Source organism: Streptomyces sp. NPDC031365 (assembly GCF_055569765.1).
The window spans coordinates 34,719-56,411 of record NZ_JBVIIM010000019.1 but is presented as its reverse complement, the minus strand read 5'-3'; the positions used below and the strand labels follow the sequence as shown (position 1 = coordinate 56,411).

Below are 21,693 nucleotides of genomic sequence, written 5' to 3'. Positions count from 1 at the left end.
TCTGCTGTGGTCCGACTTCTTGGCGACGTTACCCGAGCCTGGGGCGGACTCCGAGTACCGCACTGCCGACGCGCACATGTGTCGCTCCGGCGGCCACAGCCTGTTCGAGGTCCGCACTCATCCCTGCCGAGACCATGTTCGCAGTCGGACGGGTCCGGCGCAGGTCGGTCGACAAATCCATCAACCGCTCGAACGCCGCCTGTTCACGTCCGGCGTACTCCCCGCTGAGTGGGGCGACGGTCATCAGCCCGTCCAGCCGCAGCCCCTCGGCCCCGGCGACCAGTCCGGCCAACTCCGCGACGCCGGCGGGCGCGACGCCCCCGCGCTCCCCCCGGGCGCTCGCGCCCGCGTCGAACGCCACCTGGATGAGACAGCCGATCTCGCGCCCGGCCCGCACGGCCTCCTTGGAGAGAGCCGTCACCAGCCGGGAACGGTCGACGGACTGTACGAAATCGGCGTAACCGACCACCGAGCGCACCTTGTTGGTCTGAAGCTGGCCGACAAAGTGCCAGATAAGGGGCAAATCGGCACACTCGGCCGCCTTGGGGGCGGCGTCCTGGTCGCGGTTCTCGGCGACATGACGCACACCGAGTTCCGACAGCATCCGCACATCGCTCGCGGGATAGGTCTTGGTGACCACGACGAGGGTCACCTCCTCGCGCGCGCGTCCGGCGGCGGCGCACGCGGCGGCGATCCGCTCCTCCACTTTCGCCAGATTCGAAGCGAGTTCGCCCTTACGGTCCGTCATGTTCGATCAGTCCAGCCACACATAGCCCGCGAGCCGCCCGGTGGTGCGGTCACGGCGGTACGAGAAGTGATCCTCCGACTCCAGCGTGCAGACCGGCGACTGTTCCCGGTCGCGCACCCCGAGCCGTTCGAGCTGCGCCACCACGCCCGCGCCCACGTCGACCGCCGGCGTGCCCCAGCCGGTCTCGGCGTAGGCCGCCGGCTCGACGGCGGCCACCTCGGCGCGCATCGCCTCGGGCACCTCGTAGCAACGGCCGCACACGGCGGGCCCGGTGCGGGCGACGATCCGGGACGGGTCGGCACCGAGTCCGGTCATGGCCCGCACGGCTGCGGGGACCACCCCGGCGAGCATGCCGGGCCGGCCCGCGTGGGCCGCGGCGACGACTCCGGCGACGGGGTCGGCCAGCAGCACCGGTACGCAGTCGGCGGTGAGCACCGCGAGGGCGAGTCCCTTCCGGGCGGTGACGATCGCGTCGGCCCCGGGAACCGGACTCTCGCCCCACGGCTCGTCGACCACGACGGCATCGGCCCCGTGCACCTGGTTCATCCAGACCACCAGGGCCGGGTCCACCCCAAGGGACTTGGCGGCCAGTTCGCGGTTGGTACGGACGGTACCGGGGTCGTCACCCACGGCACCGCCGAGGTTGAGCTCCTCATACGGAGCGGCGCTCACTCCGCCCCACCGGTCGGTGAAGGCGAAGTGCGCGCCGCTCACGCTCTCGCGCCGTCCTATCACTTCAGGAAGTCCGGTACGTCCAGTTCCTCGGCCGCGCTGTCGTAGGTCCGCGACGGCGGGACCGGGGGCTGGACGGCCGGGATGTCGGCCACCGGCTCCGGGACCACGGGCTCCGGGTCCTCCTTCGGCGTCACACTGCCGAGGGAGCCGAAGGACGGGCGGCTCTCCGGCTGGCGGGCCGGGGCCGGCTCCTCGCGCTTGGCCGAGGACGAACCGAGCACGTTGTCCCGCTTGGAGGGCGGCTGGCCGCCGTCGAAGCCGGCCGCGATCACGGTGACCCGGACCTCGTCGCCGAGGGCGTCGTCGATCACCGCGCCGAAAATGATGTTGGCCTCGGGATGGGCGGCCTCGCTGACCAGCTGAGCGGCCTCGTTGATCTCGAACAGACCGAGGTCGGAGCCGCCGGAGATGGAGAGCAGCACACCGCGGGCGCCGTCGATGGAGGCTTCCAGCAGCGGCGAGGAGATGGCCATCTCGGCCGCGGCCACCGCACGGTCGTCGCCGCGTGCCGAGCCGATACCCATGAGGGCCGAACCGGCCTCGGACATGACCGACTTGACGTCGGCGAAGTCGAGGTTGATCAGGCCCGGGGTGGTGATGAGGTCGGTGATGCCCTGCACACCGGAGAGCAGCACCTGGTCCGCCGACTTGAAGGCGTCGAGGACCGACACCTGGCGGTCGGAGATGGACAGCAGGCGGTCGTTCGGGATCACGATGAGGGTGTCGACCTCTTCGCGGAGCTCCGCGATGCCGTCCTCGGCCTGGTTCGCGCGGCGCCGGCCCTCGAAGGTGAACGGGCGCGTGACCACGCCGATGGTGAGGGCACCGAGCGAGCGGGCGATGTTGGCCACGACGGGCGCGCCGCCGGTGCCGGTGCCGCCGCCCTCACCGGCCGTCACGAAGACCATGTCGGCCCCCTTGAGGACCTCCTCGATCTCCTCGCGGTGGTCCTCGGCGGCCTTGCGGCCGACAGCCGGGTTGGCTCCGGCGCCGAGTCCGCGGGTGAGTTCACGGCCGACGTCGAGCTTGACGTCGGCGTCGCTCATCAACAGAGCTTGCGCGTCGGTGTTGATGGCGATGAACTCGACGCCCTTGAGACCGACCTCGATCATCCGGTTGATGGCATTGACACCACCGCCGCCGACACCGATGACTTTGATGACTGCGAGGTAGTTCTGCGGTGCTGCCACGTCGAAGGCCTCTCGCCTCGAGTTACGTGTCGCCTTCTCGCGGATGCGCCGCGGTCCGACGACTGATGCCGAATGGGACGGTCCGTAGCGCCGACCCGAACCCTAACGTTGAAGTTTAGGGTTACCAGTGTGTCTGTTCCCTGGAGTCTTCTGAACAGGACACTAAGTCGACAAGTGGCGCACGTTCAACGAACACGCCGAACCTCCCGTTTTTCTTTTCACCCTATGTGATCAGCCGTAGCGCTGCCCAGCCAGGGTGCTGGCCTGCACTGATACCCGTCAACTCGCTGATGACGCCGGGGCGGTGGGAACGCTGACGTCGAAGTGCCGCGCGCGGGGCTCCGCTTTCATCAGCGCGGTGAGAGTACGGCCCTTCTCGGTGCCCTTCTCACTGCTTCCCCAGTCGACCGTACGGCCGTCCGTCAGCTCCAGCGAGATGGCGTCGTAGGAACGGACCTTGACGCTCCGGGTCGCCCGTGCCACGGAGTCCGGAAGGGCGCCGGTCACCCGCACCGCCGCCCGCAACAGCCCGTCCTCACCGAAGCGGCGCAGGCTCGCCGCCGAGGTACCGCTCCGCGTGGTCTCCCATTTCAGCTCGGGTACACCTTTGGGCGCCCGGGAAACCGTGGCGAACCGGACACCTTCATCGTCCACCTCGATGAACTCTCCTTCTTTGCGGACGAGGAGAACCGGGGAACGTTCCGTCACTTTCAGCGTGATTTCGTGTGGCCAGGAACGGATCACCTCAACCGTGTCAATTCGGGGCAATGCCTTCGCGAGCCGGGCTTCGATCACCTCGGCGTCGACGGAGATCAGCTGTTCCCCGAGCGGTACGTCGGCGGCCGCACGCACCTGGGCGGGTGTCAGGACATTGGTCCCCGATACGGATACGCGCTCCACGCGGACCAGGTCCGACCCGTACAGCAGCCAGAAAGCGCCGCTGCCGAGGAACACAAGGGCGATCGCCAGTGCGATGATCCGACGAAGTCGCCGTCGCCCGAACCGCCGGACGGGCGGCGGGCCGGACGACTCCCGCTTGCGTTCACCGCGCTCCGCGGTGGTCGATCCGGCCACGCTCCCTGCCTTCCGTCATACGCGTCTAACGGTGCGCACGGGCGGCGATCGCCTCGTACACCATGCCGACGAGCAGGTCGTCGGCGTCCCGGCGGCCGAACTCGGCGGCCGCGCGGGACATCTCGTACAGCCGGTGCGGGTCGGCGAGCACCGGCAGCACGTTCTGCTGCAGCCACTCCGGCGTCAGTTCCGCGTCGTCGACCAGCAGTCCGCCACCGGCCTTGACCACCGGCTGGGCGTTGAGCCGCTGTTCGCCGTTGCCGATGGGCAGCGGGACATAGGCGGCCGGGAGTCCGACGGCGGAGAGTTCGGCGACGGTCATCGCGCCCGCGCGGCAGAGCATCATGTCGGCGGCGGCGTACGCGAGGTCCATCCGGTCCAGATAACTTACCGGGATGTAGGGCGGCATTCCCGGCATCTGCTGGACCTGCGGCAGTTCGTTCTTCGGGCCGACCGCGTGCAGGATCTGGATCCCGGCCCGCTGGAGCCACGGAGCGACCTGCTGGACGACCTCGTTGAGCCGGCGGGCACCCTGCGAGCCGCCGGAGACCAGCAGCGTGGGCAGGTTGGGGTCGAGTCCGAAGGCGGCGCGGGCCTCGGGGCGCACCGCGGCCCGGTCGAGGGTGGCGACCGAGCGGCGCAGCGGGATGCCGATGTAACGGGAGTTGCGCAGCTTGCTGTCGGGTGTGGAGACGGCGACCTGGGCGGCGTAACGCGAGCCGATCTTGTTGGCCAGACCGGGGCGGGCGTTCGCCTCGTGGACGATGATCGGCACACCGAGCCGCTTGGCTGCGAGATAGGCGGGCAGGGCGACATAACCGCCGAAGCCGACCACGGCGTCCGCCTGGGTGCGCTCCAGGATCTGCTCGGTCGCCTTGATCGTGCCCCGCAGCCGGCCCGGGACGGTGATCAGCTCTGGGGTGGGCTTGCGCGGCAGCGGTACGGCGGGGATCAGCGCCAGTTCATACCCGCGCTCGGGTACGAGACGGGTCTCGAGGCCGCGTTCCGTGCCCAGGGCCGTGATGCCCACGGTCGGATCCTGCCTGCGCAGGGCATCTGCGAGGGCGAGCGCGGGCTCGATATGGCCCGCGGTTCCTCCGCCGGCGAGTACGACATGCACCGAAATTCACCGCTCTCCGGACGTACGCGCCCCCGGGGCACGCCGTCGCATCGTGTTCCATCTCCGGGGCCGCTGAGAACCCCCGTTCCGCTTTCTACCAAAGCGGGGTTGCCGCATCGCAAGCGCCATCCGCGCAGCGGGATCCTCACGCGCGAAAGCGATCAGCAGCCCGATGGCGAACATGGTCGGCAGCAGGGCGGACCCTCCGTAGGAGAACAGCGGGAGCGGGACCCCGGCGATCGGCAGCAGACCGAGCACCGCACCCATGTTGATCACGGCCTGGGCCGTGATCCAGGTGGTCACGCCTCCCGCGGCATACCTCACGAAGGGGTCCTCCGTGCGTCCGGCCACGCGGATACCCGCATAGCCTAGAGCCGCGAACAGGGCGAGTACCGACAGTGTCCCCGCCAGGCCCAGTTCCTCCCCGGTGACGGCGAAAATGAAGTCCGTGTGTGCTTCAGGCAGTTGGCCCCATTTCTCCACGCTCGCACCGAGTCCGGAACCGAAGATCCCGCCGGAGGCGAGGGCGTAGATCCCGTGCACGGCCTGCCAGCAGTCGACCGGGCCCGACTGGGGCTCGGTGGCACCGAGACAGGCCAGCCGGGACATGCGGTTGGGGCTGGTGCGGATGAGGATCGCGCCGAGCAGGGCGGCGATCGACAGCACGCCGACGAACAGCCGGGTCGGCGCTCCCGCCAGCCACAGCAGGCCGAACAGGATCGCCGTCAGGATGATGGCCGTACCCATGTCGCCGCCCAGCATGATCAGTCCGAGCAGCATGAAGGCGGCCGGAACCAGTGGCACCAACATGTGCTTCCACTGGGTCAGCAGACGCTTGTCCTGCTTGCGGGCGAGCAGATCGGCACCCCACAGCACCAGCGCCAGCTTGCCGAGCTCGCTGGGCTGCAGCTGGAAGCTGCCGCCGAGGGCGATCCAGTTCTGGTTGCCGTTGACCGCGACTCCTATCCCCGGCACCTGCACCAGGGCCATCAGGAAGACGGCTCCCGCGAGGATGGGGTAGGCCAGTGCCCGGTGCAGCTTCACCGGCATCCGGGAAGCCAGGAGCAGCAGCACGGCGCCGATCCCGGCCGCCAGGAGTTGCTTGCGGAAGAAGTAGGAGCCCGGCAGCGACATCTGCAGCGCCGTGATCTGGGAGGCCGAGTAGACCATCACCAGGCCCAGCACGGTGATGAGCAGACTGCCGCCGAGGATCAGGTAGTACGCGGTCAGCGGCCGGTCCCAGGCCCTGCGTGCCCGGGTGACCACGGTACGGACGGGGTTCTCGCGCGGGGGACCGGGTACGACGGGCCCGCGCGCAGCCCGCCGCACGGGCGGCCGGCCGGTACGGCTACTGGGCATCACGGCCTCCGAGGTACGCCGGACAGGTGTACGCCGGGCAGGCCCTAGACGGTCCCACGCGTCCCTCCCAAGGTCGCCCGGCGCCAGGCGGGCCGGGGGTCAGGTGCCGAGCTCGCGCACCGCCTGTGCGAACGCGTCACCGCGCTTGTTGTAGTTGGCGAACATGTCCATCGAGGCGCAGGCGGGGGCCAGCAGTACCGTGTCGCCGGGCCGTGCGAGCCGCTTCGCCTCCTGGACAGCCTGGAGCATCGCCCCAGTGTCGGTCCGGTCGAGGTCGACGACGGGTACTTGCGGCGCGTGTCGCGCCAGGGCTTCGCGGATCAGGGCGCGGTCCCTGCCGATCAGCACGGCGCCGCGCAGCCGCTTCGCGCAGTCCGCGACGAGTTCGTCGAACGTGGCGCCCTTGGCGAGGCCGCCGGCGATCCACACGATCGACTCGTAGGCGGCCAACGAGGCCCCGGCAGCATGGGTGTTGGTGGCCTTGGAGTCGTCGACCCAGGCGACGTCGTCCAGGTCGGCGACGTGCGCGATGCGGTGGGCGTCCGGGATGAAGGCCCGCAGGCCGTCCCGCACGGCGCTCGCGGGCACCCCGTAGGCCCGCGCGAGGGCGGCGGCCGCGAGGGCGTTGGCGATGTTGTGCGGGGCCGCGGGCCTGACGTCGGAGACCTCGGCGAGTTCCTGGGCGTTCTCGTGCCGGTTCTCGACGAAGGCTCGGTCGACCAGGACGCCCTCCACGACACCGAGTTGGGAGGGACCCGGGGTGCCCAGGGTGAAACCGACGGCGCGGCAGCCCTCCTCGACGTCGGCCTCGCGGACCAGGTCCTCGGTGGACGGTTTGCCGGTGGCATCCACGTTGTAGACGCAGGCGACCCGATTGCCCTCGTAGATACGGCCCTTGTCGGCGGCGTACGCCTCCATGGAGCCGTGCCAGTCGAGGTGGTCGGGGGCCAGGTTCAGCACGGCCGCGGAGTGGGCGCGCAGGGAGGGTGCCCAGTGGAGCTGGTAGCTGGACAGTTCCACGGCGAGCACGTCGTACTCCTCCTCGCCGAGCACCGCCTCGAGGAGGGAGACGCCGATGTTGCCGACGGCGGCGGTGCGCAGGCCGGCCGCCTCCAGGATGGAGGCGAGCATCCGGACGGTGGTGGTCTTGCCGTTGGTGCCGGTGACCGCGAGCCAGGGTGCCGCGCCGGGCTTCCTGAGCCGCCAGGCGAGTTCGACGTCGCCCCACACCGGCACCCCGGCGTCGTCCGCCGCCGCGAACAGCGGCTTGTCCGGCTTCCAGCCGGGCGCCGTGACGACCAGTTCGGTGCCTTCGGGCAGGGTGCCGCGTCCTCCGGCGGCTCCGCCGGGGGCGTCACCGAGGCGCACGGTGACGCCGAGCGCCTCCAGTTCGGCTGCCTGCTCACGCGCGCGGGCGTCGTCGCCGTCGTTGACGACGGTGACCTTCGCGCCGAGCCCGTGCAGCACCTTGGCCGCCGGGACTCCGGAGACGCCGAGGCCGGCGACGGTGACGTGCTTCCCCTGCCAGTCGGTCACTTGTCCGCTGCCCATCCCGCGTAGAAGAGGCCCAGTCCGACGATCACGCAGATGCCCTGGATGATCCAGAAACGGACCACCACGAGGACTTCGGACCAGCCCTTGAGTTCGAAGTGGTGCTGGAGTGGCGCCATCCGGAAGACCCGCTTACCGGTGAGCCGGAACGAGCCGACCTGGATGACCACCGACATGGTGATGAGGACGAACAGACCGCCGAGAATGGCCAGCAGCAACTCGGTGCGGGAGCAGATCGCGAGGCCCGCGAGCACACCGCCGAGCGCCAGCGAACCGGTGTCACCCATGAAGATCTTGGCCGGGGAGGTGTTCCACCACAGGAAGCCGAGGCAGGAACCCATCAGCGCGGAGGCGACGACCGCGAGGTCCAGCGGATCGCGCACCTCGTAACAGGCGCCCGGGTTGGTCAGCGTCTCGCCGTTGGCGCAGGACTCCTGGAACTGCCAGACGCCGATGAAGGTGTAGGCACCGAAGACCAGGACGGAGGCGCCGGTGGCGAGGCCGTCCAGACCGTCGGTCAGGTTCACGCCGTTCGACATCGCGAGGATCATGAACAGCGCCCAGACGACGAACAGCACCGGGCCGATGGTCCAGCCGAAGTCGGTGATGAACGACAGCTTCGTGGAGGCCGGGGTCTGCCCGCGGGAGTCCGCGAACTGCAGGGACAGCACCGCGAAGGTGATGCCGACGATCAGCTGGCCGGCCATCTTCGCCTTGGCCCGCAGGCCCAGCGAACGCCGCTTGACGATCTTGATGTAGTCGTCCAGGAAGCCGACCAGGCCCATGCCGACCATCAGGCCCAGCACCAGCACGCCCGAGTACCTCGGCGGCTCGCCGCTGATCACCTTGCTGAGGAAGTACGCGGCGAGCGTCGCGAAGATGAAGGCGATACCGCCCATGGTCGGCGTACCGCGCTTGCTGGCGTGCTCGCGCGGGCCGTCGTCCCGGATGTACTGCCCATAGCCCTTGCGGGCGAGCAGCTTGATCAGCAGCGGGGTGCCGACCAGGGTCAGGAAAAGACCAATGACTCCTGCGAACAGGATCTGATTCATCATCGGGCCGCGACCTCACCCTCGGCACCGGTCTCGAGCAGCGCCTGCGCCACGCTCTCGAGCCCGACCGAACGGGACGCCTTCACGAGTACGACATCCCCCGGGCGCAATTCGTTGCGCAACAGGTCGACCGCCGCCTGTGCGTCGGACACGTGCACCGACTCCTCACCCCACGAACCCTCGTTATATGCGCCCAGTTGCAGCCAGGCGGCTTCTCTGCCCCCGACCGCGACGAGCTTGCTGACGTTGAGCCGGACGGCGAGCCGTCCGACCGCGTCGTGCTCGGCGAGCGCCTCGTCCCCGAGCTCGGCCATCTTGCCGAGCACCGCCCACGTACGGCCCCCCTTCGCCCGTGAGGCTCCGCCCATGGCAGCCAGCGCGCGCAGCGCCGCCTTCATGGACTCGGGGTTCGCGTTGTAGGCGTCGTTGACGACCGTCACGCCGTCCGGGCGCTCGGTGACCTCCATCCGCCAGCGGGAGAGGGAGCCCGCCTCGGAGAGCGCGCGGGCGATCTCGTCAGCGGACATGCCCAACTCGTGGGCGACGGCGGCCGCGGCGAGCGCGTTCGACACGTGGTGCTCACCGTACAGGCGCATGGTCACATCGGATGCACCGGAGGGTGTGTGAAGCCTGAAGGAGGGCTGTCCGCTGTCCGTGAGTCGCACGTTCTCTGCGGAGACGTCCGCTTCGTCGGACTCTCCGAAAAGGATCACCTTCGCCTTCGTACGGGAGGCCATGGCCCGTACGAGGGGGTCGTCCGCGTTGAGGATCGCGGCGCCGCCCTCCTCCGCCGGGGGCAGCGACTCGACCAGCTCGCCCTTGGCCTGCGCGATCTGCTCCCGGCCGCCGAACTCGCCGATGTGGGCGGAGCCGACGTTCAGGACCAGACCGACCTTCGGCGGTGTCAGGCCGGTGAGGTAGCGGATGTGGCCGATTCCGCGCGCCCCCATCTCCAGCACGAGGAACTTCGTCTCCTCGGTGGCGGTGAGCGCGGTCAGCGGCAGCCCGATCTCGTTGTTGAGGGAGCCCGGCGTGAAGACGGTCGGCGCCTTGCTCCCGAGCACCTGGGCGATGAGGTCCTTGGTGCTGGTCTTGCCGGCCGAGCCGGTGAGCGCGACGAGGGTGGCACCGAGCCGGCCGACGACATGCCGGGCGAGAGCGCCGAGGGCGGCCTGGACGTCCTCGACGACGATCGCGGGCACCCCGACGGGCCGGGAGGCCAGCACGGCGGCCGCGCCCGCCTCGACGACCGCGGCAGCGTAGTCGTGTCCGTCGGCGCGCTCGCCGGCGAAGGCGACGAACAGGCTGCCCGGTTGCGCCTCCCGTGAGTCCCGGACCACCGGTCCGGTGACCCGGACGGACGGGTCCGGTATGTCGTGCGTCTGCCCGCCGACGACTTCTGCGATCTCGGCGAGGGAGAGGGCGATCACAAGTTCATCCCTGGGTCTTCTTGATGGCTTCGCGAAGCACTTGACGGTCGTCGAAGGGACGCACCACCCCGGCGATGTCCTGGCCCTGCTCGTGGCCCTTGCCCGCGACCAGCACGGTGTCGCCGGGCCGCGCCCGGGCGACGGCGGCGGCGATCGCGGCGGCCCTGTCCTCGAAGACCTGCACCTCGCCGCGCTCGTGGGCGGGTACCGAGGCCGCTCCCTGGAGCATGGCGGCGAGGATCGCGAGGGGGTCCTCGGAGCGGGGGTTGTCGGAGGTCAGTACGGCGGTGTCGGCGAGCCGCGCGACGGCGGCGCCCATCGGCTCCCGCTTGGTGGTGTCGCGGTCGCCGCCGCAGCCGAGCACGACGTGCACCCGGCCCTCGGTGACCTTGCGCAGCGCACGCAGCACCGATTCCACGGCATCGGTCTTGTGGGCGTAGTCGACCACCGCGAGGTACGGCTGTCCGGCGTCCACGCGCTCCAGCCGGCCCGGCACGCCCGGTACGGCGGCGACGCCGTCGGCGGCGGCCTGCGGGTCGAGGCCGGCGACGGCGAGGGCGACGATCGCGGCCAGGGTGTTGGCCACGTTGAAGGGGCCCGGCAGCGGAGAGCGGGCGGTGATCCGCTCGTCCTTGGGGCCGACCACGGTGAACGTCGAGTCCATCGGGCCGACCTCGACGTCCTCGGCGCGCCAGTCGGCGTCGGGGTGGCCCTCGGCGGAGTAGGTGACGACCGGGACACCCGCCTCCCTGACGAGGCGGCGGCCGTACTCGTCGTCCACGTTGACCACACCGAGCCGGCTGCGCGCGGGCGTGAACAGCTGCGCCTTGGCCTGGAAGTAGTCCTCCATCCCGGAGTGGAACTCCATGTGCTCCGGGCTGAGGTTGGTGAAGACGGCGATGTCGAAGACGCAGCCGTCGACCCGGCCGAGGACCAGCGCGTGGCTGGAGACCTCCATGGCGACCGCGTCGGTGCCGCGCTCGCGCATGACGGCGAACAGCGCCTGGAGGTCGGTGGCCTCGGGCGTGGTGCGCTCGGACTTGATGCGCTCGTCCCCGATGCGCATCTCGACCGTGCCGATCAGTCCCGTGCTGCGGACGGTCTTCAGGCCGCCCTCGACGAGATAGGCGGTGGTGGTCTTGCCCGAGGTGCCGGTGATGCCGATCTGGAGCAGATCACGGCCCGGGTGGCCGTAGAGGGTGGCGGCCAGCTCGCCCATCCGCGCACGCGGGTCGTCGACCACCAGCGCCGGCAGTCCGGTCGCGGCGGCGCGTTCGGCGCCGGAGGGGTCGGTGAGCACGGCGACCGCGCCGAGACCGGCGGCCTGGGCGACGAAGTCGGCGCCGTGGACGCGGGCGCCCGGGAGGGCGGCGTACAGGTCACCGGGGCGGACGGCGCGCGAGTCATGGGTGATGCCCGTGACCTCGGCGGCCCGCTCCGGCGCGGCGGCACCCAGCTGACCGGCGAGTTCCGCGAGGGGTGTGGCGGAGACCCGGTCCGGACGGGGCGGTCCCGGATATGTCACGGGGTGGCCCTTCTGGGCGGTTTGAGACTGATCGGCATGTGGCACGGCGGTGAGCGTACCGGGCGTACCGGCTGAGGGGCCAAGCGAGGGGCGGGTGCTGCGGTTCCCGGCGTCGGGGGTGTTCGTTGTCACGAGGTGGTTCCTGGTGGCTCGGTGCTCGGTACGGGTCAGGGTTCGAAGGTGACCGGAAGGGCGGCGGGGGCGGCGCCGGTGGGCGGCACCTGGAGGGTCTTCAGGGCGAACTCCATCACCTGCTTGTACACGGGTCCGCAGATCTGGCCGCCGAAGTAGCTGCCCTGGGTGGCGTTCTGGATGACGCAGTAGACGGTGATCCTGGGCTTGTCGGCGGGAGCGAATCCGGCGAAGGACGAGGTGTAGCCGTGGTACTTGCCGGTGGCCGGATCGACGCGGTTCGCCGTACCCGTCTTCCCCGCGACCCGGTAGCCCGGGATGCGTGCCTTGGTGCCGGTGCCCTCCTCGTCGTCCACGACGGACTCCAGCATCCGGGCGAGCGTCTTCGCCGTCTTCTCGCTGACGACCCTGGTCTTCTTGGGCTTCGGGGCGGGGGTGAAGCGTCCGTCGGGCCCCTTGGTGCCGCGTACGAGCGTGGGCTCGACGCGGACGCCGCCGTTGGCGACGGTCGAGTAGACGGAGGCGGCCTGCATGGCGTTGACGGACACGCCCTGGCCGAAAGGAATCGTGTACTGCTGCGAGGTGGACCAGGCGTCCGGCGGTGCGAGGATGCCCTTGGTCTCGCCGGGGAAGCCGAGCCCGGTGTGGCTGCCGAGGCCGAACCTGCGCAGGTACTCGTAGAGGACCTTGTTGGCCTCGGACTGGGTCTTGCCGAGCTGGCCGGTGGCCAGGATGGTGCCGATGTTGCTGGACTTGGCGAGCACGCCGTTGAGCGTGAGGTACCAGGTCGGGTGGTCGATGTCGTCCTTGAAGAGCCGGTCGCCGCGGTGCAGCCGGTTGGGCACCACGACGTGGGTGCCCGGGGTGGCGGCGTTCTCCTCGAGGACGGCGGCCATGGACAGGACCTTGGCGGTGGAGCCGGGTTCGAAGGCGTCCTGGACGGCCGCGTTGCCGAGCGCCTTGGGATCGGCCTCGGAGAGGTTGCCCGGGTCGAACCCGGGCGCGTTGGCCATCGCGAGGACCTCGCCGGTGCGGGTGTCCTGGACGATGACGTAGCCGCGGTCGGCCGCGGACTCCTTGACCTGCTTGCTGATGGCGTTCTGCGCGGCCCACTGGATGTCGCGGTGGATGGTCAGCTCGATGTCGCTGCCGGGCACGGCCGGGGTCTCGGTGGCGCCGCCGGCGGTCGGGACGAGACGGCCGCCGGACTGGGCGTAGCGGATCTTGCCGTCCTCCCCGGCCAGCCGCTTGTCCAACTGGAGCTCGATGCCTCCGCCGCCCTCGCCCTCGGCGTTGACCCAGCCCAGTATCCCGGCGGCGAGTTCGTTGTTGGGGTACACCCGCTTGCTGGTGGGCACGGAGAAGACGCCGCCCAGGACGTTGGTGGTGGAGTCGTCGTGCTCCGCCTTCTTGGCGAGGGCCGCCTTGAGGTCCTTGATCTGCTTCCAGACCTGCGGGGTCTGGCGGCCGGCCAGTTTGACGTAGCGCAGGGCCTCGTTCTCCGGCCGGAGCTTCTTGACCAGGCCCTCCCGGTCCTCGCCGAGGATCGGGGCGAGGAGTGCGGCGGCCTGCTCGGGACCGTCGGCGATCTTCAGCTCGTCCGGGGCGAACATCGTGGGGTCGGCGGTGATGTCGTAGGCGTCGTCGCTGGTCGCCAGTGCCACGCCGTTGCGGTCGGTGATCTCGCCGCGTTCGGCGGCCAGCACCTGGCCGACGTAGCGGTTCTGCTCGGCCTTGCCGGCGTAGGTGCTCGCGTCGACGGCCTGTACCTGGAACAGGCGTACGACGAAGGCGAGCAGGACGAGGGTCAGGGTCACGCCGACCAGGCGCAGCCGGGGGCGCGGGCTGCCCAGACGGATGACCTTCGGGGCCGCGGACCGGGGGCCCGCGGGCCGGCGGGCCGGGCGTGCACCGGGTCCGGGGCGCCGTCCGGCGCCGGGACGGGCCGGCCTGGCGGGTCCGGGCACCCGGCGGCGGGGCGGTTCCCTGTCGGACACTTCCGTCACCTGCCGGGAGTCGGGGTCGAGGCGGAGGAGGGCGTGGGGGCGGCGGCCGACGGGCTCGGCGCCGTCGTGGGGGGCGGGGCCGTCGCGGTGGCCAGCGCCTCGGGGGCGAGTACCAGGGGGGCCCGGGCGGCGGAGGCGGCGCCGGGTACACCCCTGACCTTGCCGTCGGGATCCAGGAAGGCGGGGTCGCCGCCGGGCACCATGCCGAGTTCGCGGGCACGGCGCTGGAGGGCGTCGGGTGCGGAGTAGGCGCCGATGTCCCGCTGCAGGGCCTGTTCCTCGTCGGTGAGGCTCTTGGTCTCCCGCTGGAGGTCGGCGAGCTGGAAGGCGCCCTCGCTGAGGGCGGAGTTCAGCACCAGGAGGCCGATGAGACCGCCGCCGAGAAGCAGGACGACGAGGAGGACGAACGGGGTGCGGGCCGCCTGGGCGCGGCCGGTGGGCAGGAACTGCGCAAGCCGTGCCGCCCGTCCCTTCAGCTCGGGTAGCCCCTTCAGTTCGGGTTTCCTACTCACTCACGCTCCCCTGAGTTCGCTCGTCCCGCCCGTACGCCCGGCCCGTCACCCGCCTCATGCGCCGTCGGCGCCCGCCCGCCGTCGGCGTGGTCCGTGCCGTCCGCGCCTCACTCGAGATCCTCCCGGATCCGCTCGGCGCCGCGCAGCCGCGCGGGGGCGGCGCGCCGGTTCTCGGCGATCTCCTCCTCGGTGGGAAGTTCGGCACCGCGCGTGAGCAGCTTGAGCCGGGGCTGGTACTGCTCGGGGACGACCGGGAGCCCGGGCGGGGCGGTGGTGGCGGCTCCCGCGGCGAGCACCTGCTTGACGAGGCGGTCCTCCAGGGAGTGGTACGACAGCACGGCGATCCGTCCGCCCACGGCGAGGGCCCTGACGGCCGCCGGGATCGCCCGCTCCAGCACCGCCAGCTCGCCGTTGACCTCGATCCGCAGGGCCTGGAAGGTGCGCTTGGCGGGGTTGCCGCCGGTGCGCTTGGCGGCCTGTGGCAGCGCGTTCCGGATCAGCTCGACCAGGCGCGCGCTGGTGGTGAACGGCTCCTTCTCGCGCTCGCGCACGACGGCGGACACGATCCGCTTGGCCTGCTTCTCCTCTCCGTACGCGCGCAGGATGCGGACGAGTTCGCCGGGCGGGTAGGTGTTGAGGACCTCGGCGGCGCTGAGGCCGGCCGTCTGGTCCATGCGCATGTCGAGCGGGGCGTCCTGGGCGTAGGCGAAGCCGCGGCCGGCCTCGTCGAGTTGCATGGAGGACACCCCGAGGTCGAACAGGACCCCCTGCACCTGCGCGATACCGAGCCGGTCGAGTACGTCGGGGAGCTCGTCGTAGACGGCGTGCACCAGGGTGGCCCGCTCGCCGAAGGGGGCGAGCCGCTCGCCGGACAGGCGCAGGGCTTCCCTGTCGCGGTCCAGGGCGACGAGCCGGGTCTCGGGGAACCTCTGGAGCAGGGCCTCGCTGTGGCCGCCGAGGCCGAGGGTGCAGTCGGCCACCACGGCTCCGGGCCGCTCCAGGGCGGGCGCCAACAGGTCCAGGCACCGCTCGAGCATCACCGGGACGTGTCGGCTCCGTCCCGCCGGTCGCCCGTCACCACCCTGGTGCGGAAGTGCTTCGCGCCCTCTCACTTCGGCCCTCTCGAGTACCGGCGCGGCGTTCACGCACCGCCGGGTCCCCGCCCTCCCCCGGTTGAGGGGCGGCCGGCGCCACAGGCGTCGGCCGAGCGGCGGCAGGAGGAGGCCGAGCCGTACGTACGCGCCGCGCACGCGGGGAGATTCCCTGGCCCGTGGCCTGGGTCTCCGGGGGAAATCATGGCAGCGGGCACTCTCGCCTCCCGCTTGGCGTCACTTTAGTCCACGGTCCCGCCCGGTCAATCAACCGGCCTGCGCGTCGCGGCCCGCGCTCCGAGTCAAGGGATACGTCGGACGGATCACCCTTGGGAGGGGGCTCACATCACTCCTGTGGATTACCTCACAACAAGGATCGCTGACGTTCTTTGTCCCGTCTCACAACGGGCCTGTTCCCCTCGTGACCAGTACCGTCATGAGTATGACGACTTCCGCATCGGTTCCCGCAGGCTCCCCGAACACCACCGCCCCCGGCACGGTCACCGACCGTCTGGTCGAAGCCAACGAGCAGTACGCGGCCGCCTTCGCCGATCCCGGGATGGACGCCCGCCCGGTCCTGCACGTGGCCGTGGTGGCCTGTATGGACGCGCGCCTGGACCTGCACGACGCGCTGGGTCTCTCGCTCGGCGACTGCCACACGATCCGCAACGCGGGCGGCGTCGTCACCGACGACGTGATCCGTTCGCTGACCATCAGCCAGCGGGCGCTCGGCACCCGCAGCGTGGTCCTGATCCACCACACCAACTGCGGCCTGGAATCCATCACCGAGGAGTTCCGGCACGACCTGGAGATGGAAGTGGGCCAGCGCCCCGCCTGGGCCGTGGAGGCCTTCCGGGACGTCGACCAGGACGTGCGCCAGTCGATGCAGCGGGTGCGCACCTCGCCGTTCCTGCTGCACACCGACGATGTGCGCGGATTCGTCTTCGACGTGAAGTCGGGCCTGCTGCGCGAGGTCGACCCCGCCTGACCTGGTCGCCCGCCCCGGAACCCATCTGAACTCCGGAGCCGTTCCGGTCGTAAGACCTGACATATCGCTGTCAGTTGTCCACAGGCGAGTGACACGAATCGGTAACGGCGGCAAGAATGCGGGAGTGGTGTCACGCGGAACTATTCCCGCGTGGTGTCCGTGATTCGGGGTGGGCCGGTCCGCAGACAAGGTGTCGGCCCGGGACATTTGGGGTCCCCCGTTCCTTCGCGGAGCGTGGGGAAAGGCCGAGGAGGGCCGGGTGACGACCTATGACGATCGAGCGAGCCTCACTGATCTGACCGCCGTCGTGGAACGCGTGCGGAGTTCGGTGGAAGGCGTGATCGAGGGAAAGCCTGAGGTCGTACGGCTCTCGCTGACCGTACTGCTCGCCGAGGGACATCTGCTCATCGAGGATGTCCCGGGCGTCGGCAAGACGATGCTGGCCAAGACGCTGGCGCGGTCCATCGACTGCTCGGTGCGGCGGATCCAGTTCACGCCGGATCTGCTGCCCTCGGACATCACGGGTGTGTCCATCTGGGACCAGCAGCGCCGTGACTTCGAGTTCAAGCCGGGCGCCATCTTCGCGCAGGTGGTGATCGGCGACGAGATCAACCGCGCGTCGCCGAAGACCCAGTCCGCGCTGCTGGAGTCGATGGAGGAGCGCCAGGTCACCATCGACGGCAAGACCTACGAACTGCCCAGCCCGTTCATGGTCGTGGCGACGCAGAACCCGGTCGAGATGGAGGGCACCTATCCGCTGCCGGAAGCCCAGCGCGACCGCTTCATGGCCCGCGTCTCGGTCGGCTACCCGAGCGCGGAGGCCGAACTGCAGATGCTGGACGTGCACGGGGGCGTCTCCCCGCTGGAGGACCTCCAGCCGGTGGCGCACGCGCACGAGATCCTGAAGCTCATCGAGGCGGTACGCGACGTGTACGTGGCCGAACCGATCCGCCGGTACGCGGTGGACCTGGTCGCCGCCACCCGCACGCACCCCGATCTCAGACTCGGTGCCTCGCCGCGCGCGACACTTCATCTGCTGCGCGCGGCGAAGGCATCGGCGGCCCTCAGCGGCCGGGACTACGCGCTGCCGGACGACGTGCAGGCACTCGCCGTCGCCGTACTCGCCCACCGGTTGCTGCCCACCGCCCAGGCCCAGCTCAACCGCCGTACCCCCGAGCAGGTGGTGCAGGAGATCCTCCAGCGCACCGCAGTGCCCGCGGACACCCCGCAGCGAAGCGGCCTCGGCCGCGGCCGGCAGCTGCCCCGGAGGTCGTGATGACCACCGCCGGCGCCGTTCACACGGACGGCGACACGGGCGACCGGAGCGGTATCAGGACCGCTCTGGCGGGGCTCACCACTCGCGGGCGTTCCTTCCTGGCCGCCGGCGTGGCCGCCGCGGTCTGCGCGTATGTGCTCGGGCAGAGCGATCTGCTGCGGGTCGGGCTGTTGCTGGCGGTGCTGCCGCTGGTGTGCGCGGCCGTGCTCTACCGCACCCGCTACCGGGTCGCCGGCAGCCGTCGGCTCGCCCCCGGGCGGGTGCCCGCCGGCTCCGAGGCGCGGGTGCAGTTGCGGATGGACAACGTCTCCCGGCTGCCCACGGGTCTGCTGATGCTCCAGGACCGGGTGCCCTACGTGCTCGGACCGCGCCCGCGGTTCGTACTGGACCGGGTGGAGGCGGGCGGACGCCGCGAGGTGTCCTACCGGGTCCGCTCCGATCTGCGCGGCCGCTACCCGCTGGGCCCGCTCCAGCTGCGACTGTCCGACCCGTTCGGGATGTGCGAGCTGACCCGGTCCTTCTCGACGTTCGACACACTGACGGTGATTCCGCGCGTGGAGCCGCTGCCACCGGTACGGCTGAGCGGCGAGGCGAAGGGGTACGGCGACGGGCGGCAGCGCTCGCTGGCGCTGGCCGGCGAGGACGACGTCATCCCGCGCGGCTACCGCTACGGCGACGATCTGCGCCGGGTGCACTGGCGCTCCACCGCGCGCTACGGCGAGCTGATGGTGCGCCGCGAGGAGCAGCCTCAGCGCGCCCGGTGCACGGTGCTGCTGGACACCCGGGCCATCGCCTACGAGGGCGTGGGACCGGACTCGGCGTTCGAGTGGGCGGTGTCAGGGGCGGCCTCCGTGCTGGTGCACATGCTGGAGCGGGGCTTCTCGGTGCGGCTGCTGACGGACACCGGCAGCTCGGTGCCGGGCGGGGGGTCCGACGGTTTCGCGGGGGTGAACCAGGAGTCGGCGGACGCGGCCGGCCTGATGATGGACACCCTCGCCGTGGTGGACCATTCCGACGGCAAAGGTCTGTCCCGCGCCTACGACGTGCTGCGCAGCGGGAACGAGGGGCTGCTGGTGGCCTTCCTCGGCGACCTCGACGAGGAGCAGGCCGCGGTGCTGGCCCGGATGCGGCAGCGCAGCGGAGGCGCCCTCGCCTTCCTGTTGAACAGTGAGACCTGGCTGCGGGAACCGACCGGTGTGCCCGGCCCGTTGGACAAGGGCGAGGAGCGGCTGCGGATGCTGCGCGAGGCGGGCTGGACCGCCCTGGGAGTTCCGCGGGGGATCTCGCTGAACGAGCTGTGGCGGCAGGCGGACCGGGAGCGGTCGGGCCTGGCCGCGGCCGGCGGTGGGGAGGGACCGTGATCAGCGGGCGGGCGAGGCTGGCCATCTGCGCGTGGGCGGCCACACTGATGACAGCGTGCGCCCTGTTGCCCCTGGTCAACGAGGCGACCTGGCTCATCCAGTCGATCCTGCTGCTGGCGGTGCAGTCCGGTGTGGGCGCTGCCGCCCGGCGGGTACCGCTGGCGCGTCCGCTGACGGTGGCGGCGCAGCTTCTCGTCACACTGGTGCTGCTGACCCTGGTGTTCGCGCGTGAGCACGCCTTCGCCGGACTGATACCCGGCCCGGACGCCTTCCGCTTCTTCGCCGAGCTGCTGGAGCAGGGCGGGAACGACGTCAGCCGGTTCGCCATCCCGGCCCCGTTGTCCGACGGCATCCGGCTGATGCTGATCGGCGGGGTCCTGGTGATCGGGCTGCTGGTGGACACCCTCGCGGTGACCTTCCGCAGCTCGGCCCCGGCCGGGCTTCCGCTGCTCGCGCTGTACTCGGTGGCCGCGGGACTGTCCGACAACGGCATCGACTGGCTGTGGTTCCTGCTCGCGGCGGCCGGCTATCTGATGATGCTGCTCGCCGAAGGGCGCGACCGGCTCTCCCAGTGGGGCCGGGTATTCAGCGGGACGGCACGCGGCCCGGGCGCGGACCAGCCGGGCGCCGTCGCGCCGGTGCGCACCGGACGGCGAATCGGTGTGCTCGCGGTGGGCATCGCCCTGGTGGTGCCGCTCGGCCTGCCCGCGATGAACGGCGGCCTGTTGGACCCCGCCGGTTCGGGCGTCGGCTCGGGCAGCGGCGGGGGCGGCACCATCTCCGCGGTGAACCCGCTGGTGTCGCTGCGCGACTCGCTGAACGTGGACGAGGACCGCCAGGTGCTGTCGGTGCGCTCCGAGATGGCGGACGTGTCGGACCTGTATCTGCGGATCGTGTCCCTGGACGACTTCGACGGCACCACGTGGAAGCCGTCGAAGCGGTCCATCACCACGGTGCCCGACGGCAGGTTCCCGACCCCGCCGGGCCTCGGCCCCGACATCGCGCGCACGGAGGTCGGCACGACGGTCTCGACCGCCGACTGGTACGGCCAGAGCTGGCTGCCGATGCCGTATCCGCCGAGCGGGGTGAGCATCCGGGGCGACTGGCGCTACGAACCCGTCGGCATGACGCTGGTCGGCGACCACGGCCAGAACACCCGCGATCTGACCTACGAGGTGCGCAGCCTCCAGGTGGAGCCCACCCCGGAGCAGCTGGCCGGTGCACCCGCGCCGGCGCCCGCCCTGAAGCGCGAGTACACCGAGCTGCCGGAGTCGCTGCCGGCCGTGGTGTCCCGGACGGCCCGCGAGGTCACCCAGGGCGCGGACAACGCCTACGACCAGGCGGTCAGGCTCCAGGAGTACTTCACGCTGAACGGCGGCTTCGAGTACGACACCGAAGTGGACGTCGGCAGCGGCTCGCAGGCGATCGCCCGCTTCCTGCGGGACAAGCAGGGCTTCTGTGTGCACTTCTCCTTCGCGATGGCGTCGATGGCCCGCTCCCTGGGCATACCGGCACGGGTCGCGGTGGGCTTCGCGCCCGGCACCCCGCAGGCGGACGGCACGGTCGCGGTCGGGCTGCGGGACGCGCACGCCTGGCCGGAGCTGTACTTCGAGGGCGTGGGCTGGACCCGCTTCGAGCCGACCCCGACCCGGGGTTCGACGCCGTCGTACACCGTGCCGGACGTGACGGGCAGCGCGGTGCCCGATCCGGCGCTGCCGTCCCGGGCAGCGCCCGAGGAGCCGTCAGCGGCGCCCTCGGAGAGCGAGAGCTGCACTGCGGAGCGCAGAAAGCTGGACGGGTGCGGGAGCGAGTCGCCGCAGGCGGCACTGCCGACGGGCGGCGACGGGCCGAAGTGGTACGCGCTGCTGATGTGGGCGCTGGCCGGTCTCGCCGTCCTGGCGCTGCCACTGTCGCCGATGCTCTGGCGGCTGCGGACCCGGGCGGTGCGCCTGGGCGGACACGGCCGGTCGGAGGCGGACGCGGCGCCGCACGTTCTGGCCGTCTGGGACGAGCTGACCGACACTGCGTGGGACTACGGCATCGCGCCCGACGAGTCGCTGACCCCGCGCGGGGCGGCCGCCCGGATCGTGCGCATCGGCCGTCTCGACCGGAGTGCGGCGGAATCGGTGCACCGGGTCGCCGGCGCGGTGGAGCAGGTCCTGTACGCGCCACGACCGCGGCCGGTGGCAGGGCTGACGGACGAGGTGCTCGCGGTGGCAGCGGGCCTGCGGAGCACGGCCGGCCGGCGGGCGTGGCTGCGGACGGTACTCGCCCCGCGGTCGGTGGTTCGGGTGACCTGGGCGGTGTCGGCCCGGTGGTCGGTCCTCCGTGCCCGCCTCCGTGCCCGCCTCCTGGCCCTCCGCCCGACCTGGCGACGACCGTCCCGCCAGCAGAGCTGAGACACACGCGGCCCGCGGGGACGTCCCCGCGGGCCGAGGCTCATCGGCCGCCCCCCACGGGGGCTGTTCCCCGGATCCCCGCACCCGCCCACGGGCCGCTCACGGATCCTTGCACTCGCCCACGGGCCCGCTCCCGCCACCGAC

17 protein-coding genes are annotated in these 21,693 nt (G+C 71.2%); 4 read left to right on the top strand and 13 right to left on the bottom strand.

The window, feature by feature from the left end:
• Positions 1-28 precede the first annotated feature (28 nt).
• The 13 genes from ACZ5C2_RS25410 to rsmH form a co-directional block, all read right to left on the bottom strand.
• Positions 29-748 (bottom strand): YggS family pyridoxal phosphate-dependent enzyme, encoded by a 720-nt coding sequence (locus ACZ5C2_RS25410; RefSeq protein ID WP_468795196.1) that lies wholly within the window; start codon positions 746-748, stop codon positions 29-31.
• A gap of 6 nt (positions 749-754) precedes the next feature.
• The gene (pgeF, locus tag ACZ5C2_RS25405; RefSeq protein WP_468795193.1) at positions 755-1,483 is read right to left on the bottom strand and encodes a peptidoglycan editing factor PgeF; all 729 of its coding nucleotides are present in this window, start codon (positions 1,481-1,483) and stop codon (positions 755-757) included.
• Positions 1,480-2,673 carry a cell division protein FtsZ gene (ftsZ, locus tag ACZ5C2_RS25400; protein WP_468795190.1) on the bottom strand — a complete coding sequence of 398 codons (1,194 nt, stop codon included), beginning with the start codon at positions 2,671-2,673 and terminating at the stop codon, positions 1,480-1,482. Before ftsZ ends, pgeF begins: the two co-directional genes overlap by 4 nt.
• A gap of 279 nt (positions 2,674-2,952) precedes the next feature.
• Positions 2,953-3,747 (bottom strand): cell division protein FtsQ/DivIB, encoded by a 795-nt coding sequence (locus ACZ5C2_RS25395; protein ID WP_468795188.1) that lies wholly within the window; start codon positions 3,745-3,747, stop codon positions 2,953-2,955.
• Between the two features lie 25 nt (positions 3,748-3,772).
• Entirely contained in the window at positions 3,773-4,867 is a 1,095-nt protein-coding gene (gene murG / locus ACZ5C2_RS25390; protein WP_468795185.1) for an undecaprenyldiphospho-muramoylpentapeptide beta-N-acetylglucosaminyltransferase, read from the bottom strand.
• Between the two features lie 6 nt (positions 4,868-4,873).
• Positions 4,874-6,226 carry a putative lipid II flippase FtsW gene (ftsW, locus tag ACZ5C2_RS25385; RefSeq protein WP_468795182.1) on the bottom strand — a complete coding sequence of 451 codons (1,353 nt, stop codon included), beginning with the start codon at positions 6,224-6,226 and terminating at the stop codon, positions 4,874-4,876.
• A gap of 99 nt (positions 6,227-6,325) precedes the next feature.
• Positions 6,326-7,777, bottom strand: a complete 1,452-nt coding sequence (gene murD, locus ACZ5C2_RS25380; RefSeq protein ID WP_468795179.1) for a UDP-N-acetylmuramoyl-L-alanine--D-glutamate ligase — start codon at positions 7,775-7,777, stop codon at positions 6,326-6,328.
• The gene (gene mraY, locus ACZ5C2_RS25375; RefSeq protein WP_103542307.1) at positions 7,759-8,832 is read right to left on the bottom strand and encodes a phospho-N-acetylmuramoyl-pentapeptide-transferase; all 1,074 of its coding nucleotides are present in this window, start codon (positions 8,830-8,832) and stop codon (positions 7,759-7,761) included. The genes murD and mraY overlap by 19 nt, the downstream gene beginning before the upstream one ends.
• Positions 8,829-10,259 (bottom strand): UDP-N-acetylmuramoyl-tripeptide--D-alanyl-D-alanine ligase, encoded by a 1,431-nt coding sequence (locus ACZ5C2_RS25370; protein ID WP_468795176.1) that lies wholly within the window; start codon positions 10,257-10,259, stop codon positions 8,829-8,831. Before ACZ5C2_RS25370 ends, mraY begins: the two co-directional genes overlap by 4 nt.
• Before the next feature lie 4 nt (positions 10,260-10,263).
• On the bottom strand, positions 10,264-11,784 hold the full coding sequence (locus ACZ5C2_RS25365) for a UDP-N-acetylmuramoyl-L-alanyl-D-glutamate--2,6-diaminopimelate ligase (RefSeq protein ID WP_468795173.1): 1,521 nt from the start codon (positions 11,782-11,784) through the stop codon (positions 10,264-10,266).
• A 167-nt stretch (positions 11,785-11,951) separates the two neighbouring features.
• The gene (locus tag ACZ5C2_RS25360) at positions 11,952-13,913 is read right to left on the bottom strand and encodes a peptidoglycan D,D-transpeptidase FtsI family protein (protein ID WP_468795170.1); all 1,962 of its coding nucleotides are present in this window, start codon (positions 13,911-13,913) and stop codon (positions 11,952-11,954) included.
• A 5-nt stretch (positions 13,914-13,918) separates the two neighbouring features.
• Positions 13,919-14,434 (bottom strand): cell division protein FtsL, encoded by a 516-nt coding sequence (gene ftsL / locus ACZ5C2_RS25355; RefSeq protein ID WP_468795167.1) that lies wholly within the window; start codon positions 14,432-14,434, stop codon positions 13,919-13,921.
• Between the two features lie 107 nt (positions 14,435-14,541).
• A complete protein-coding gene (gene rsmH, locus ACZ5C2_RS25350) occupies positions 14,542-15,546 on the bottom strand; it encodes a 16S rRNA (cytosine(1402)-N(4))-methyltransferase RsmH (RefSeq protein WP_468795474.1) in 1,005 nt (334 codons plus the stop codon).
• 421 nt (positions 15,547-15,967) lie between these two features.
• Here rsmH and ACZ5C2_RS25345 point away from each other — a divergent pair, with 421 nt between their 5' ends.
• The 4 genes from ACZ5C2_RS25345 to ACZ5C2_RS25330 all read left to right on the top strand — a co-directional run bounded on the left by ACZ5C2_RS25345 (position 15,968) and on the right by ACZ5C2_RS25330 (position 21,549).
• On the top strand, positions 15,968-16,513 hold the full coding sequence (locus tag ACZ5C2_RS25345; RefSeq protein WP_468795164.1) for a beta-class carbonic anhydrase: 546 nt from the start codon (positions 15,968-15,970) through the stop codon (positions 16,511-16,513).
• A gap of 259 nt (positions 16,514-16,772) precedes the next feature.
• Positions 16,773-17,789 carry an AAA family ATPase gene (locus ACZ5C2_RS25340; protein ID WP_468795161.1) on the top strand — a complete coding sequence of 339 codons (1,017 nt, stop codon included), beginning with the start codon at positions 16,773-16,775 and terminating at the stop codon, positions 17,787-17,789.
• Complete coding sequence (locus ACZ5C2_RS25335) at positions 17,789-19,150, top strand: DUF58 domain-containing protein (protein ID WP_468795158.1); 1,362 nt, start codon at positions 17,789-17,791, stop codon at positions 19,148-19,150. The genes ACZ5C2_RS25340 and ACZ5C2_RS25335 overlap by 1 nt, the downstream gene beginning before the upstream one ends.
• 47 nt (positions 19,151-19,197) lie before the next feature.
• The gene (locus ACZ5C2_RS25330; protein WP_468795471.1) at positions 19,198-21,549 is read left to right on the top strand and encodes a transglutaminase TgpA family protein; all 2,352 of its coding nucleotides are present in this window, start codon (positions 19,198-19,200) and stop codon (positions 21,547-21,549) included.
• The last annotated feature ends 144 nt before the right edge of the window (positions 21,550-21,693 follow it).